Origin of the sequence: Pseudonocardia adelaidensis (assembly GCF_039543345.1) — a bacterium.
Classification (GTDB): domain Bacteria; phylum Actinomycetota; class Actinomycetes; order Mycobacteriales; family Pseudonocardiaceae; genus Pseudonocardia; species Pseudonocardia adelaidensis.
In genome coordinates this window covers 102,279-117,609 of sequence record NZ_BAABJO010000006.1, presented here as the reverse complement: position 1 = coordinate 117,609, position 15,331 = coordinate 102,279, and the positions used below count along the sequence as shown (strand labels likewise).

Annotated in this window: 15 protein-coding genes and 1 pseudogene; 9 read left to right on the top strand and 7 right to left on the bottom strand. The window is 73.2% G+C overall.

Annotated elements, in window-relative coordinates; translation table 11 throughout:
• Positions 1–8 precede the first annotated feature (8 nt).
• Entirely contained in the window at positions 9–1,418 is a 1,410-nt protein-coding gene (lpdA, locus tag ABEA81_RS09660; RefSeq protein WP_345604553.1) for a dihydrolipoyl dehydrogenase, read from the top strand.
• 20 nt (positions 1,419–1,438) lie between these two features.
• Here the strand turns inward: lpdA and ABEA81_RS09655 are convergent, their stop codons facing one another.
• Together ABEA81_RS09655 and ABEA81_RS09650 are read right to left on the bottom strand one after the other, a co-directional pair.
• Positions 1,439–2,908 (bottom strand): amidase, encoded by a 1,470-nt coding sequence (locus ABEA81_RS09655; RefSeq protein ID WP_345604552.1) that lies wholly within the window; start codon positions 2,906–2,908, stop codon positions 1,439–1,441.
• Between the two features lie 231 nt (positions 2,909–3,139).
• Entirely contained in the window at positions 3,140–3,715 is a 576-nt protein-coding gene (locus ABEA81_RS09650; protein ID WP_345604551.1) for a TetR/AcrR family transcriptional regulator, read from the bottom strand.
• Between the two features lie 85 nt (positions 3,716–3,800).
• On the opposite strand from ABEA81_RS09650, the gene ABEA81_RS09645 reads away from it, so the two are divergent.
• Entirely contained in the window at positions 3,801–4,169 is a 369-nt protein-coding gene (locus ABEA81_RS09645) for a DUF4267 domain-containing protein (protein ID WP_345604550.1), read from the top strand.
• Between the two features lie 34 nt (positions 4,170–4,203).
• Here the strand turns inward: ABEA81_RS09645 and ABEA81_RS09640 are convergent, their stop codons facing one another.
• Both ABEA81_RS09640 and ABEA81_RS09635 read right to left on the bottom strand, forming a co-directional pair.
• Positions 4,204–4,713, bottom strand: a complete 510-nt coding sequence (locus tag ABEA81_RS09640) for an NUDIX domain-containing protein (RefSeq protein WP_345604549.1) — start codon at positions 4,711–4,713, stop codon at positions 4,204–4,206.
• Between the two features lie 4 nt (positions 4,714–4,717).
• Positions 4,718–5,296, bottom strand: a complete 579-nt coding sequence (locus ABEA81_RS09635; protein ID WP_345604548.1) for an MmyB family transcriptional regulator — start codon at positions 5,294–5,296, stop codon at positions 4,718–4,720.
• Positions 5,297–5,824: 528 nt separating this feature from the next.
• Here ABEA81_RS09635 and dop point away from each other — a divergent pair.
• From dop to ABEA81_RS09610, 5 genes are all read left to right on the top strand, one after another.
• Positions 5,825–7,324 carry a depupylase/deamidase Dop gene (gene dop / locus ABEA81_RS09630; RefSeq protein WP_345604757.1) on the top strand — a complete coding sequence of 500 codons (1,500 nt, stop codon included), beginning with the start codon at positions 5,825–5,827 and terminating at the stop codon, positions 7,322–7,324.
• A 146-nt stretch (positions 7,325–7,470) separates the two neighbouring features.
• Positions 7,471–7,668, top strand: a complete 198-nt coding sequence (locus ABEA81_RS09625) for a ubiquitin-like protein Pup (RefSeq protein WP_141276402.1) — start codon at positions 7,471–7,473, stop codon at positions 7,666–7,668.
• A gap of 74 nt (positions 7,669–7,742) precedes the next feature.
• The gene (prcB, locus tag ABEA81_RS09620) at positions 7,743–8,615 is read left to right on the top strand and encodes a proteasome subunit beta (protein ID WP_345604547.1); all 873 of its coding nucleotides are present in this window, start codon (positions 7,743–7,745) and stop codon (positions 8,613–8,615) included.
• A gap of 45 nt (positions 8,616–8,660) precedes the next feature.
• Positions 8,661–9,455, top strand: a complete 795-nt coding sequence (gene prcA, locus ABEA81_RS09615) for a proteasome subunit alpha (protein WP_345604546.1) — start codon at positions 8,661–8,663, stop codon at positions 9,453–9,455.
• A gap of 34 nt (positions 9,456–9,489) precedes the next feature.
• On the top strand, positions 9,490–9,864 hold the full coding sequence (locus tag ABEA81_RS09610; RefSeq protein WP_345604545.1) for a VOC family protein: 375 nt from the start codon (positions 9,490–9,492) through the stop codon (positions 9,862–9,864).
• Here the strand turns inward: ABEA81_RS09610 and ABEA81_RS09605 are convergent.
• The 3 genes and pseudogenes from ABEA81_RS09605 to ABEA81_RS09595 form a co-directional block, all read right to left on the bottom strand.
• Positions 9,842–10,273: a hypothetical protein gene (locus ABEA81_RS09605; RefSeq protein WP_345604544.1), complete on the bottom strand. Its 432-nt coding sequence runs from the start codon at positions 10,271–10,273 to the stop codon at positions 9,842–9,844. The two genes, ABEA81_RS09610 and ABEA81_RS09605, sit on opposite strands and share 23 nt — an antisense overlap.
• An 86-nt stretch (positions 10,274–10,359) precedes the next feature.
• Positions 10,360–11,292 (bottom strand): annotated as a pseudogene (locus tag ABEA81_RS42595) (serine hydrolase domain-containing protein); the annotation flags it as partial.
• Positions 11,289–12,836: a bifunctional phosphatase PAP2/diacylglycerol kinase family protein gene (locus ABEA81_RS09595; protein WP_345604542.1), complete on the bottom strand. Its 1,548-nt coding sequence runs from the start codon at positions 12,834–12,836 to the stop codon at positions 11,289–11,291. The gene ABEA81_RS09595 and the pseudogene ABEA81_RS42595, both read right to left, overlap by 4 nt.
• Positions 12,837–13,334: 498 nt before the next feature.
• Here ABEA81_RS09595 and pafA point away from each other — a divergent pair, with 498 nt between their 5' ends.
• Both pafA and ABEA81_RS09585 read left to right on the top strand, forming a co-directional pair.
• A complete protein-coding gene (pafA, locus tag ABEA81_RS09590) occupies positions 13,335–14,696 on the top strand; it encodes a Pup--protein ligase (protein ID WP_345604541.1) in 1,362 nt (453 codons plus the stop codon).
• Positions 14,697–14,781: 85 nt separating this feature from the next.
• A complete protein-coding gene (locus ABEA81_RS09585) occupies positions 14,782–15,147 on the top strand; it encodes a hypothetical protein (RefSeq protein WP_345604540.1) in 366 nt (121 codons plus the stop codon).
• The last annotated feature ends 184 nt before the right edge of the window (positions 15,148–15,331 follow it).

Below are 15,331 nucleotides of genomic sequence, written 5' to 3'. Positions count from 1 at the left end.
TCGGAGCCATGGCAACTCACGTCGATGTCGTGGTCCTCGGGGCGGGTCCGGGTGGGTATGTGGCGGCGATCCGGGCGGCGCAGCTCGGCCGCAGCGTCGCCGTGGTGGAGGAGAAGTACTGGGGCGGGGTGTGCCTGAACGTCGGCTGCATCCCGTCGAAGGCGCTCCTGCGCAATGCCGAGCTGGCCCACATCCTCACCTCCGAGGCGAAGACGTTCGGCATCTCCGGTGACATCTCGCTCGACTTCGGCGTGGCCTTCGACCGCAGCCGGACGGTGGCCGATGGCCGGGTCAAGGGCGTGCACTACCTCATGAAGAAGAACAAGATCACCGAGGTGAACGGCTGGGGCTCGTTCGTCGACGCCTCGACGATCGAGGTGCGGCTCTCCGACGGCGGCACCGAGCTGATCACGTTCGACGACGCCATCATCGCCGCGGGTGCGGAGACCAAGCTGCTGCCCGGCACGTCGCTGTCCGAGCGCGTCGTCACCTACGAGGAGCAGATCCTCACCCGGGAACTCCCCCGGAGCGTGATCATCGCGGGCGCGGGCGCGATCGGCGTCGAGTTCGCCTACATCCTGCGCAACTACGGTGTCGAGGTCACGATCGTCGAGTTCCTGGACCGGCTGCTCCCGCTCGAGGACGCGGACGTGTCCAAGGAGCTGGCCAAGCACTACCGGAAGCTGGGCGTGCAGGTCCTCACGTCCACGCGCGTCGACTCGATCGACGACTCCGGCGACCAGGTCACCGTCACGGTCACCGGCAAGGACGGGCAGACCCGTGAGCTGCACGCCGACAAGGTGCTGCAGGCCATCGGGTTCAGCCCCCGGGTGAAGGGCTACGGCCTGGAGAACATCGGGGTGCAGCTCACCGAGCGCGGCGCGATCGCCATCGACGACCACATGCGCACCAACGTGCCGCACATCTACGCGATCGGCGACGTCACGGCCAAGCTGATGCTCGCGCACGTCGGCGAGGCGCAGGGCGTGGTGGCGGCCGAGACGATCGCGGGTGCCGAGACCGTGCCGCTGGACTACGTGATGATGCCGCGCGCCACCTTCTGCACCCCGCAGGTCGCGAGCTTCGGCTACACCGAGGCGCAGGCCCGCGAGCTGGCGGACGAGAAGGGCTGGAAGGTCGCCGTCGCCCAGTTCCCGTTCACCGCCAACGGCAAGGCGCAGGGCCTCGGCGAGCCGGGCGGGTTCGTCAAGCTCGTGGCCGACGAGACCTACGGTGAGCTCCTGGGCGGGCACCTCATCGGCCCGGAGGTCACCGAGCTGCTGCCCGAGCTGACCCTGGCCCAGAAGTGGGACCTCACCGCCCACGAGCTCGCCCGCAACGTGCACGCCCACCCGACCCTGTCCGAGGGCCTGCAGGAGGCCTTCCACGGGTTGACCGGCCACATGATCAACCTCTAGCGGGCGGGCTGCCGCTCGCCTCAGTAGCCCGGGGGTGGTCTGAAGCCGCCGAGCTCGCGCTCGACCAGCTCGGCGAACCGGATGGTGGTGCGGTCGCCGAACATCGGGCCGATGGCCTGCACCCCGATCGGCAGCCCCTCATCGGACGTGCCGATGGGCAACGACGTGGCCGGGAGGCCGGGGAGCGTCGCCACACCGGCGAGCGCGATCTGGTCGAAGTAGTCGTGGTCGGCGCCGTCGACGTCGATCCGGCGGGTCCCCATCGGGCTGTGGTCGTGCGGGAACGCCGGTGTCGGCATGACCGGGTACAGCACCACGTCGAACTCGGCGAACAGGTCCCTCCACTGCTGGCGCAGCACCGCGCGCTGTGCGTCGGCAGCGAGCCAGTCGCGGTGGCTCGCGACCGCGCCGCGGACGCGCTCGGCGGTGAGGCTCCGATCGTCGTCGGCCAACTGCCCCGCCTCTGCCCGCACGTGTTCGTAGACCTCCACCGGGAACCGGGCACCGAGCGTCGACATCAGGAGCCGCGCATACACGCGGGCGGTCTCCGCCTGGTCCGGCAGCAGCGGGCTCTCCCGCTCCACCTTGGCGCCGGCCGCGGCCAGCCCGGCGGCGACGGCGTCGATCGCGGCGCGCACGCTCGACGCGGACGGGATCAACGGATGGGAGTCGACGACGAGGACCCGGTAGCCGCCGAGCTCGTCGTGGCGGGCCTCCGGGAGCGCGAGACGGTACGCGACGCCGGCGCCCAGGGGGTCGGGGCCGGCGAGGACGTCCAGCAGGAGCTTCAGGTCAGCCGCGGTGCGCGCCATCGGGCCGATCACCGCCAGGTCACTCTCGGCCGGGACCACCGGAACGTCCGGAGGCGTGTGCCCGCGCAGCGGGAGCAGCCCGAGGGACGGCTTGTGGGCGTAGACCCCGCAGTAGTGCGCCGGGTTGCGCAGGGAACCGCCGATGTCCGAGCCGATCGACAGCGCCCCGTACCCGGCAGCGAGCGCCGCGGCCGACCCGCCCGACGACCCGCCGGGGGTGCGCTGCGCGTCCCACGGGTTGCCGGTCGTCCCGTAGATCGCGTTGTAGCTCTGCATGTCCCCGAGCGCGAACGGCACGTTCGTCTTGCCCAGCACGACGGCGCCCGCCGCCTTCACCCGCTGCACGGCGACCGCGTCGGAGTCCGGGACGAAGCCCGCGAACTCCGGTATGCCCCACGTGGTGGGCAGGCCTGCGACGTGGAAGGACTCCTTGACGGTCATCGGGACCCCGAGCAGCGGCCGGGCCTCTCCTCGCGTGCGGGCGGCGTCGGCGGCCCGCGCGGCCTCCAGAGCCCGCTCGAAGTCCGGCACGCACACCGCGTTCAGCGTCCCGTCGTGCCGCTCGATCCGCGCGATGGCCTGCTCGGCGAGCTCCACCGCCGACACCGCGCCCGCTTCCATCGCCTCGACGAGCTCCACCGCGCTCCGGAACGCGGGCCCAGCCCCCTGCACGCCCATACCCACCCCTCCCAGTCGTCGCGATCCATACTGCCTTCGGGACGGCGAGCCACGGCGCGGCCGGCGCGAGATCCACCTCTGATCCGGCTCAGCGCCCGGCCTGGACCTGCCCGACCTGGATGCCGTGCGCATCGCTGAGGGCCACGGCGTCCCCACATGCGTGTGGCTTCACGCCCATGTGCGAGTCCGGGTGGGGCAACCTGCTCGGCGTCGCCCAGGCGTGGGCGGAGCTCATGGGTCGCCGAAGCGGGCGACGAGCAGCGCCAGCCTGCGCTCGTGGTCGTCCCGCCGCAGCCGCCCGCTCCGCTGCAGGCCGACCAGTCCGTGCAGGGCGCTCCAGAAGGTCTCGGTGAGCAGCTCCGGCTCGTCGGCGCCCGCCAGCGGCTGCAGCGCCGCCCGCAGCTCGGCGAACCCGTCCCGGAGGGCCGCGGGCGCGTCGGGGGTGGCGAACGGGAGGTCGACGGCCTGGGTGAACATCGCGTCGTACAGGGCGGGCCTGCCGTCGGCGAACGCGGCGTAGGCCTGCGCGACGCCTGCCAGCGCCGCGCGGGGCCCGGCGGCCGCCGTGCGCGCCGCGCGGAGCGCGGTGGCGAGCTCGGCGAAGCCCTCGACCGCCACGGCAGCCATGATCGCGTCCTTGCCCGCGAAGTGGCTGTAGAGCACCGGTTGGCTGTACTCGATCTCCGCCGCGAGCCGGCGGGTGGTCACCGCGTCCCAGCCCTCGGCCTCGGCGAGCCGCCGCGCGGCGCTGACGATCATCCGTTCGCGGGCGGACCGCTCGCGCTCCCGGCGCGTCCGTGTCGACATGCTCCGATTCTAGCAGTGCTAGACAATCTGTCGCTGCTTCGCTAGCGTGGACCGCGTTCCTAGCACTGCTAGCAGAGGAGACCCCGTGCTCACCCCCGTCGCCTACGGCCTCGCCTTCGTGCTCGACGCGTTCGTGATCTTCATCGGGATGCGGTTCTTCCTGGCCCCCCGGGCCGCCGCCGTCGGCTACGGCATCCCCGCAGGCGACGGCGCGGACGCCTACCTCGCCATCAAGGGCCTGCGGGACACCGCCTTCGGCGTGCTCGGGCTCGCCCTGCTCGCCTTCGTCAGCGCGCAGGCCGCAGCGTGGTTCATGCTCGTCGTCGCGCTCGTCCCGCTGGGCGACACCGTCATAGTCCTGCGCCACGGCGGCACGAAGGCGGTGGCCTTCGGCATCCACTTCGCCACCGCGGTCGTCGTGCTGGTGAGCGCCGCCCTGCTGTTCGCCGTCTGAGAGCGGTGGCGCCGTGCGGGCGGGATACCGACCGCTACCGCGCTGCGAACCAGCGCTCGATCCCCATCCGCCCGTCGGGCGTGAACGGGCGCCCCGGGTCGGCGAGGACGGTGCGCAGCTCGTCGAGCGTGACCCAGCCGCCCCACACGACCTCCTCCGGCTGGTGGCGCAGCGGCCCGTCCCAGCGCACCTCGTAGAGGAAGACGTGGTAGCGCACGGTGCCGTCGTCGTAGGCGAAGCGGTCGATCGGCTGCAGCGGGACGCCGCGCACGCCCAGCTCCTCGGCGAGCTCGCGGGCCGCGGCGGCGTCGGGTGACTCGCCGGGTCCGAGCACCCCGCCCGCCCAGCAGTCGTAGCAGCCGGGGAAGATCAGCTTCTCGGGCGAACGCCGGTGCAGGTAGACGCGTTCGCCGTCACCGCTGCGGACCAGCACGCCGGTGGCGGCGTGCCACAGCCCGTCCCGGTAGACGACGCCGCGCGGCGCCACCCCGACCTCGTGCCCGGCGGCGTCGTAGCGGGCCACCGGTTCGTCCGCGTCCTGCACGCGGTCATCCTCGCCCGTGCTCGTGGTCGGCGGGCGGCGCGGACGGGTTGGCGAGCAGCCGTTCGACACGGTCGCGGTTCGCGTCGTCGACCGGCGAGTACACGGTCATCCGCAGCCCCGGTGCGTCGGTGACCGCGAAGGCGGTGACCGACATCGCGATCTGCACGGCGTACGGCGCGTTCCAGGCGCGGACGTCGAAGCGCGCGTCGAGCACGCACGCCGGCAGCGGGGCGAGGGCATCGAGGATCACCTGGACGGCCGGCCCGATCCGGTCGGCGCCGGGCGGCGGCGCCCCGGGCAGGCCCGCGAGGCGGTGCAGGTACGCCTGCTCGATGGCGTCGAGCCGGAGGCTGCGGGCCACGGCGGTGACGACCTCGGCGCTGGCGTTGATCGGCCTGCCCTGCTCCAGCCAGGTGTACCAGGTGGTGCCGACGCCGGACAGGACGGCGACCTCCTCGCGGCGCAGGCCCGGGGTGCGGCGGCTCGGCCCCGGCAGGAGGCCGACGTCCGCCGGGCTGATCCGCGCCCGCCTGCTGCGCAGGAACGCGGCCAGGTCGGGACGGCGACGAGTCGGGTCCGGCACGCCGTCCAGTGTGCGATGCCCGGTGGTGGGGATGGTGGTGCTGGTGGCACCACCACGGCGGGCGCTACGAGCGATCCGGGCGCGGGCCGCAGCATGGCCGCAGGACCACCGAAACGGAGCAACGAGGCGGATCGACGGGGCGATCGCCCTCGTGACCGGGGCCAGCGCAGCGATCAAGGGCAGATGGCTGCTCGGCAGCGGTGACCAAGGCCGGATGGTCGCTCCCGGAGATCATTCGGCCACCATTTCCCCTTGATCGGCGATCCGGTGCGCGTGCGGCACCTCGGACGACACCACGTGCACGGCGGGCCCGGGTATCACATTCGTGCGCCCCGACCGCCGCGCCGACGCCCCCGTCGGGCGCTCCCCGATCGCCCGCGACCACCGAGAACCCAGGAATCAACCATCTGGTGGGCGCCGCCGGACGTATCGGTGGCGTCGAGATGCGTGCCGTACGTCCGGCGGGGGCCACTAGGCTCGGGGTATGAGTGCGCACGTCGGGGCCGTCTCGTGACCGCCCGCCGGATCATGGGCACGGAGGTCGAGTACGGGATCTCGGTCCCGGGCGACCCCACCGCGAACCCCGTGATCACCTCCACCCAGGTGGTGCTGGCCTACGCCGCCGCCGCCGACATCCCGCGGTCCCGGCGCGCCCGCTGGGACTACGAGGTGGAGTCACCCCTGCGCGACGCGCGCGGCTTCGACCTGTCGGCGCCCACGATGCACAACCCCGCCGAGTCCGAGCTGGACGACCTGGGCGCCGCCAACGTCATCCTCACCAACGGTGCGCGGCTCTACGTCGACCACGCCCACCCGGAGTTCTCCACGCCGGAGGTCACCACCCCGCGCGACGCCGTGGTCTGGGACAAGGCGGGGGAGCGGGTGATGGAGGAGGCCGCCGAGCGCGCCGCCACCGTGCCCGGGGCACCCCGGATCCAGCTGTACAAGAACAACGTCGACGGCAAGGGCGCGAGCTACGGCTCGCACGAGAACTACCTCATGTCGCGGCAGACCACGTTCCCGTCCATCGTCGCCGGGCTCATGCCGTTCTTCGTCACACGGCAGGTGGTCTGCGGGGCCGGGCGCGTCGGGCTGGGCGCCACCGGCGACGAGGCCGGCTACCAGATCGCCCAGCGCAGCGACTACATCGAGGTCGAGGTCGGGCTGGAGACCACGCTCAAGCGCGGCATCATCAACACGCGCGACGAGCCGCACGCCGACGCCGACAAGTACCGCCGCCTGCACGTCATCATCGGCGACGCCAACATGAGCGAGTACTCCACCCTGCTCAAGGTGGGCACCACGGCGCTGGTGCTGGACATGATCGAGGCCGGGGTCCGGTTCGACGAGCTGCGCCTGGCCGAGCCCGTCCGCTCGGTGCACCGGATCAGCCACGACCCGAGCCTCAAGATGCTGGTCGAGCTCACCGACGGCCGCAAGATGACCGCGCTCGACGTGCAGCGCGCATACTTCGAGAAGGCCCGCAAGCACGTCGAGAACACCCTCGGCGCCGACGTCGACGACGCCACGGCCGAGGTGCTCACGCTGTGGGGCGAGGTGCTCGACGACCTTGCCCGCGACCCGATGAGCACCGCCGACCGCCTGGACTGGACCGCGAAGCTGCGCCTGCTCGAGGGCTACCGCGAGCGCGACGGACTGAACTGGAGCTCAGGGCGCCTCGCGCTGGTGGACCTGCAGTACACCGACGTGCGCATGGCCAAGGGCCTGTACAACCGCCTCGTCACGCGCGGGTCGATGAAGCGCCTCGTGTCCGAGGACGACGTCGTCGCGGCGATGCACCGCCCACCCGAGGACACCCGCGCGTACTTCCGCGGCCGCTGCCTGGAGCGCTACCCGGCGGAGGTGGCCGCAGCCTCGTGGGATTCGGTGATCTTCGACCTCGGCCGGGAGTCGCTGGTGCGGATCCCCACGCTCGAGCCCCTGCGCGGCACCCGCCGGCACGTCGGGGAGCTGCTGGATCGATCCCGCACGGCCGAGGAGCTGGTCGAGGCGCTCACGCGCGGCTGAGGCGGCCGAACGCGCCGACGCGCCCATCGGCCCGCCCGCAATCCCGGGCGTGTCGCGGTTCCGCTAGGTAGTGTTCATCTACACCGATCCGGCACACCGCATGCAGTACGGCAGCGGTGGCCGGGCAGGCGCGAGGAGGATTCACGATGTCGCAGGAGCAGACCAAGCGCCAGGGCGGTGGCGGCGGCGACGACGACGAGGGTGCCGACGCCGCTGCTGCGGGTCAGGAGCGGCGTGAGAAGCTCGGCGAGGACGTCGACACCATCCTCGACGAGATCGACGACGTGCTCGAGGAGAACGCCGAGGACTTCGTCCGGGCCTACGTGCAGAAGGGCGGCGAGTAACCGCCCCCGCACCCCGGCACCGCACCACCCCGCACCGTCAGCGCACCCGCACGGAGAGAGGCTCTCACCTGACCATGACGTTCCCCGAGCGTCCTCCCCTCGGCGTGCCTACCGGCCTGGGCGCGTACCTCGCCCCCGGCGTCACGTCGTTCACCGACTTCGTCGCCGCCACCGCGCCGCACCTGCTGCCCGGCCGGGTGCCGCCGGGCACCTCGCCGACCGCGGGCGCGGGCGCGGTGGGAGGGCTCGAGGTCCCGCACGGCACCACGATCGTCGCGCTCACCTTCGCCGAGGGCGTGGTGATCGCCGGTGACCGGCGAGCCACGCAGGGCAACGTGATCGCCCAGCGCGACATCGAGAAGGTCTTCGTCACCGACACCTACTCCGCGGTCGGCTTCGCCGGCACGGCGGGCAACGGCCTGCAGATGGTCCGCCTCTACAGCGTCGACCTGGAGCACTACGAGAAGACCGAGGGCGTGCCCCTCTCGCTGGACGGCAAGGCCAACAAGCTCGCGGGCATGGTCCAGGCCAACCTGGCCGCGGCGATGCAGGGCTTCGTCGTGGTCCCCATCCTCGTCGGCTACGACGTCGACGCCGAGCCGGCGAAGGCGGGCCGCATCGTCACCTACGACGCCGCGGGCGGCCGCTACGACGAGCTGCTGGGCTACCACGCCATCGGCTCGGGCTCGGTGTTCGCGAAGTCGGCTCTGAAGAAGCGGCACGACCCGGGCGCCGATCTGGCCGGCGCCGTGCGCGCCGCCGTCGAGGCGCTCTACGACGCCGCCGACGACGACACCGCCACCGGCGGCCCCGACCTCACCCGCCGGATCTTCCCCGTGGTCGTGAGCATCACCGGCCCGGACGGTGCCGTGCGCAGGCCCGAGGAGGAGATCGAGGCGGTCGTGCGCGACGTCGTCGCAGGCCGCACCGAGAACCCCGGGGGATGACCTCCCCGTGACCCGCTCCCCCTCGACGCACCAGGAGTTCCTCCCGTGACGATGCCGTTCTACTCGTCGGTCGACCAGCTCCTGCGCGACCGCTCCGAGCTGGCGCGCAAGGGCATCGCCCGCGGCCGCAGCGTCGTCGTGCTCACCTACACCGGCGGCGTGCTGTTCGTCGCCGAGAACCGCTCCACCGCCCTGCACAAGGTCTCCGAGATCTACGACCGCATCGGGTTCGCCGCGGTGGGCCGCTACAACGAGTTCGACAACCTGCGCACCGCCGGCATCCGCCACGCCGACCTGCGCGGCTACACCTACGACCGGCGCGACGTCACCGGGCGCGGGCTCGCCAACGGCTACGCCCAGCTGCTGGGCACCTCCTTCGTCGAGCAGCAGAAGCCCTACGAGGTGGAGCTGTGCCTCGCCGAGGTCGGCGCTGACCCGGGCTCCGACCAGCTCTACCGGATCACCTACGACGGCTCCATCACCGACGAGCCGCAGTTCGTCGTGATGGGCGGCACCACCGAGCCGATCAGCGCGAAGCTCAAGGAGACCTACCGGAGCGGCCTGGAGCTGGGCGAGGCCATCGCGATCGCCGTGGAGGCGCTGCAGTCGGGGACCGCCGCCAACGGCGGCAGCCACGAGGTGCTCGCGGTCGGCGCGCTGGAGGTCGCCGTGCTCGACCGCACCCGCCCGCGCCGCACCTTCCGCCGGATCACCGGCAACGTGCTGCGTGACCTGCTCCCCGAGGCCAACCGGGCCGCGAGCGGCGGGCAGCGGTCCGAGGCGGGCGGCGACGACGCCCCGGCGGGCAGCGCAGCGGTGAACGACGACGCCGGCTCTTGACCTGAACCGGGCTTCACGTCCCATCCTGGGCGGCATGGCCGTCGAGCTGAACCACACCATCGTCTCCACCCATGACAAGCAGGCCGAGGCCCGGTTCGTCGCCGACGTGCTCGGCCTGCCCGAGCCGGGGTCGTTCGGCCCCTTCGCCGTGGTCGAGCTGGCCAACGGCGTCAGCCTCGACTTCATGGACGTCGGCGGCGACGTCGCCGCGCAGCACTACGCGTTCCTGATCAGCGAGGACGAGTTCGACGCCGTCGCGCAGCGGCTGCGCGAGCGCGGGCTGCAGACCTGGGCCGACCCCGGTCGGCGAACGCCCGGCTTCAACACGAACGACGGCGGGCGCGGGCTCTACTTCGAGTCGCCCGGGGGGCACTTCCTCGAGGTGCTCACGGTTCCGTACGGGGGCTGACGCCGCGGCGGGCGCCACGGCGGAGCCGCGCCAGTGCGAGCAGCCTCGTGGCCACCACCACGGCCCCGGCGGCCGCGACCACCTCCGCCGCGACGAGGGCCGTGGGCCACACCTCGGCGAGGTCGCGGAAGGTGGCGCCACCCACCACCGGCGCCGCGGCGCGCGGCAGCACCGCGAGCAGCAGGAGCGGCAGCAGGTACGGGACGAGGCGCATGACCGCGGCCCCGGTCCGGCCCGCCCGGCGGCGCGCCCACCGCGGGGACCGCAGCACCGCCCGGCCCGCACCGAGCATCGTCGCCACCGCGGCGACCACGAGGAGCAGCTCCGCGAGGAACGCGAACGGCAGGCCGGGAGCGCGGGGCGGGGCGCCGCGGGTGAGGGCGACCAACCCGTCGGCGAGGTCGTCCACTCGCTGGGACCCGCGCCGGTGCCGCCGTCCAGTGGCTCGCGGCTGTTCGCGAGTACCGCGACGCCGTAGCGGGTGTCGGGCAGCAGCACGAGCGTGGCCGACGCGGTGGCGGTGCGCCCGCGCAGCACCAGCTCGCCGGAGCGGTCCTCCCAGCCGAGCCGCTGCACCTCGCGCAGCCCGTCACCCGCCATCACCGTGCGCAGGCCGTAGCCGGCGTTGAACGCGAGCCATGTGGCGACGTCCTCCGCCGGGCCGACGACGCCTCCGGACCCGTCGACGAACCGGTCGGGCTCCGCCTGCGGGCGGCTGACCCCGAGGAACCGGTCGTGCCCGTCCACGAGGCCGGGCACCAGGTCGCGCGTACCGGCGACCGCCGTGGTGGCGAGCATCCCGGTCTGGAACAGCACGCGGTCCCACAGGACCGTGTCGAACGGGCGCCGGGTCGCGACCTCCACGAGCCGGGCGGCCACCCAGTACCCGGGCTCGCTGCGCACGCGCCGCTCCCCGGGCGCGGCGACGAGCGTGACGTCGCGCAGCCCGGCGACGGCCTCCTCCAGCGACCGCGGGCGACCCGACGCCGTGTCGTGGGTGGCGGGCAGGCCGGAGGTGTGGTCCAGCAGCTGGCGCACGGTGATCTGCGCGGACCGCGGGTCGGCCGTGCTGAACTCGGGCAGGTGCGCGACGACCGGATCGTCCAGCGGCACGAACCCGGGCCCGGCCAGCTGCGCCAGGACCATCGCGGTGAACGACTCGGACACCCCGCCGAGCCACATCGGCGTCTTCCCGGTGACCGGCTCGCCGCGGGAGTCGTGGCCGTACCCGCCGACGTGCAGGACCCTGCCGTCGTGGACCACGGCGACCGCGACGCCCGGGAGCCGGGTGGGGCCGATGTGGCCCTGCACGAGCGCGGCGACCGCCGCCGCGTCCGGCTCCCCGGGCTCGGCGGCCGCCGCCGGGGCGGTGAGCTCGGCGAGGACGCACGCGGCCGCGGCCGCGGCCGCCGGTGTGCGCGCCCTCATCCGAGGAAGGGCCGGTCCCGGCCGCTCCAGTTGTCCTCCTGGCGGCGGTAGACCGGCACCCGCCGCTCGGCCACCCGGAAGGTGAAGCGGCCGGCCTCCTCGACCACCTCGCCGTCGGTGGCGAGCATCCCGGGCACGGCCAGCTCGACGTCGAGCACGCCGACCTCGCGCTGGTGGTAGACGCGGCTGTGCCCGAGCGCACCCAGGAGCAGCGCGGCCACCGCGCGGAGCCGGGAGAACCGGACGTCGGCCCGCAGCCACCGCACGTCGAGGAGCCCGGAGTCGAGCGACGGGCGCCAGGCCGGCACCATGCCCCGCGGGTGGTAGGGCCCGTTGCCGACGAACAGCAGCCAGACCTCGAGCCACCGGCCGTCCACCTTGATCCGCACCGGCTCGGCCCGGTGGAGCACCACCACGAGCGCGGCGGCGAACGCGGGCCACTTGCCCCAGCGGCCCTGCCACTTCTCCCGCAGCCGCACCAGGTCCGGGTAGGAGCCGAGGCTCGCGGTGTTGAGGAAGTAGCGCCGCCGCACGACGTCGCCGCTCAGGGGGTCGGTGCCGTGGCCCGGGTGGACGTCGACCAGCCCGAGGTCGACGGCGACGGCCTCGCCCGCACCGGTGGCGTCCACCGCCTCCTGCATGTCGTACACGCCGACGTCACGCGCGAAGTGGTTGAGGGTGCCCGTGGGGACCACCACCAGCGGGAGGTCCCGGCGTCCCGCGACCGTCGCGGCCGCGGCCACCGACCCGTCGCCGCCCGCCACGCCGATCGCGCGCACCCACGCGCCCCGTGCCTCGACGGCGGTATCGAGCTGCTCGTCGATGTCCCGGCCCGGGGTGGCCCGCAGCACCTCGGCGGCCGGCAGCGCCTTCTCCAGCTCGGCGGCCGGGTCGTAGTCGGGATCGCCGGAGCGCTGGTTCGAGACGAGCACCAGCCCGTCGCCGTCGGGCAGCCGGGGCACGGCCCCGAGCGGCCTGGCCCTCGCCTCGTCGCTGCGCCGGACGGGCCACCAGCGGTGCGTGGCCAGGGCGATCCCGCTGCCCACGGCGGCGCCCGCCAGCACGTCGGTGGCCCAGTGCACGCCGACGTGCACCCGCGAGTACGCCACGGACGCGGCGAGCGGGGCGACGGCGAGCCCCAGCTTCGGGCTCTCCATCGCCACGGCGGTGGCGAACGCGGCCGCGGAGGCGGCGTGCCCGGACGGGAACGACGACGACGTCGGGGGGTTGCGCAGCGTCTGGTAGGCGGGCAGTTCGGCCGCTGCCGGGCGGCGACGCGGCAGCAGCGGCTTCAGCAGCCCGTTCGCCGTGGCGCTCGCGGCGGCGATGGCCAGCACGCCGCGGGCCGCCCCCTTCCGGCTCGCGCCACGCCGGGCCGCGAGGACAGCGGCGACGAAGAACCACAACACGCTGTGGTTGGCGGCGGTCGAGACCGACTTCATGGCGGCGTCCAACGGGCTCGGCGGCAGCGCCGCGACCGTGCGCGACACCGCCCGATCGGCGTCGACCACGTCGTCCGTGACGCGCCGGATCCAGGGCAGCACGGGAGTGACCCTACGCAGGGCGCTGCGTCGGAGGCCGTCCCCGTCAACGGGCGCGTCGTTCCGCACCCAGCGTGTCGGCTCGGATGCGGATACCGACGATAGTCGCTCACGACCGGCCGGGGACCGGCGAAACCACACCCGGGGGAGAGGGTGGGCATGCGGCGCCAGGGCGTTGTCCGGCTGGTCAGGATCGCAACGTCCTCGTGGATGCGTCTTCCTCGCCCGGGAGCTTCTCGCCCAGGTCGAGGAGGCTCGGGTGCGGCCCGGCATGGCGGGGGACAAGGAGCCTGTTCTCCTGGTGATCGGTGTACCGGCTCCGGTACTCGACCGGGTCGAGCTGTTCGCGCGGTGAGGTGCACGGTGTGCGGCGATGGCGCGAAGTCAAGCGGCCGTTCGCGCCGGCCGTGGGGCGCCATCGCTAGAACGTCCGGGCGACGCGCCGCAATCGGACGGTGACAGCCGTGACGCTATGGGCCCCTCTCCGCTTACGCTTGCCGGATGCAGCGGCGGATCTACGGCGTCGAGACCGAGTTCGGGGTCACGTGCACCTTCCACGGGCAGCGGCGCCTGTCGCCCGACGAGGTGGCACGCTACTTGTTCCGCAGGGTGGTGTCGTGGGGGCGCTCGTCGAACGTGTTCCTCCGCAACGGTGCCCGCCTCTACCTGGACGTCGGCAGCCATCCCGAGTACGCGACGGCCGAGTGCGACTCGCTGGCCCAGCTCGTCTCCCACGACAAGGCGGGGGAGCGGATCCTCGAGGACCTGCTCGTCGACGCCGAGCGCAGGCTGGTCGACGAGGGCATCGGCGGCGACATCTACCTGTTCAAGAACAACACCGACTCCGCGGGCAACTCCTACGGCTGTCACGAGAACTACCTGGTCGCCAGGGCAGGTGAGTTCTCGCGGATCGCCGACGTGCTGCTGCCGTTCCTCGTCACCCGGCAGTTGATCTGCGGGGCGGGGAAGGTCCTGCAGACCCCGCGCGGCGCCGTGTACTGCCTGTCGCAGCGGGCCGAGCACATCTGGGAGGGCGTCTCCAGCGCCACCACCCGGTCGCGGCCGATCATCAACACCCGCGACGAGCCGCACGCCGACGCCGAGCGCTACCGCCGTCTCCACGTCATCGTCGGCGACTCCAACATGTCCGAGGTCACCACCCTGCTCAAGGTCGGGTCGGCCACGCTCGTGCTGGAGATGATCGAGGCGGGCGTCCAGTTCCGCGACTTCACCCTCGACAACCCGATCCGCGCCATCCGCGAGATCAGCCACGACCTCACCGGAAGGCGCACCGTCCGGCTCGCAGGCGGACGGGAGGCGAGCGCGCTGGACATCCAGCGCGAGTACCACGCCAAGGCGGTCGAGCACGTCCGCACCCGGGGCAGCGCCGACCCCACCATCCCGCGGGTCGTCGAACTGTGGGGCCGCGTCCTCGACGCCGTCGAGAGCGGGGACCTGTCGCTGATCGACCGCGAGATCGACTGGGCCATCAAGCACCGGCTCGTGGAGCGGTACCGCGAGCGCAACGGCCTCGACCTCGCGAGCCCCCGGATCGCGCAGCTCGACCTCGCCTACCACGACATCCGCCGGGGCCGCGGCCTCTTCGACCTCCTGCAGCGCAAGGGCATGGTCGACCGCGTCACCGACGACGGCGAGATCGAGGCGGCCAAGGACACCCCGCCCCAGACGACGCGGGCGAAGCTGCGCGGCGACTTCATCGCCGCCGCCCAGGCCGCGGGGCGCGACTTCACCGTCGACTGGGTGCACCTCAAGCTCAACGACCAGGCCCAGCGCACCGTCCTGTGCAAGGACCCGTTCCGGGCCGTCGACGAGCGGGTGGAGCGCCTGATCGCGTCGTTGTAGGGCTGCTCGCGGAGAGGCGAGGATCCGCTGCGGTGGGCGCGCCGTGCCCGGCCGGTCGCGGCCTGCCACCCATCTCCTCCTGACCGTGCGCGTGTACACCGCGGTCGATCCCGACCCTGCCGCCTGGGGTGGGTGGCTGGGTTGCGTTCCGCGCAACGCCGAAGCTGTCCACGGCCTCGAGATCGACGTGACGGGTCCCAGTTCAAGATCGAACACCCATGAGGTCCACGCCGTCCCGGTGGACAACTTTCCGGCCGGTTTCCCCGAAGGCCTGCGGTTCCGAGTGGGCCGCTGGAAGGCGGTGCCGGGGACGGCACGCATCTCCGCCGACACCGGCGGCGCACGCTCGATTCGGCAACACCGTCCATGCGCCCATCCGCCGGAATCGGCGGCAGGCCACGGACCGGGCCGGCCCACCGCGAGCAGCACACCGCTGCCGACACCACCGTGACGTGCTGATCGGTCGGTCGCCGACGCCCTGGTCGCGACGTGCAGCACCTCGCCGCGGCCAGCACCACGGTGGAGTTGCTGATCACCGCCCGACCGCCAACGCCATCCGGTCGCGCCCGGCGCGGCACGCCACCCATCGCCGACGGGGGGTCGCGTGCGCGCGTTCCCGCCGGTCGGCCACGCGA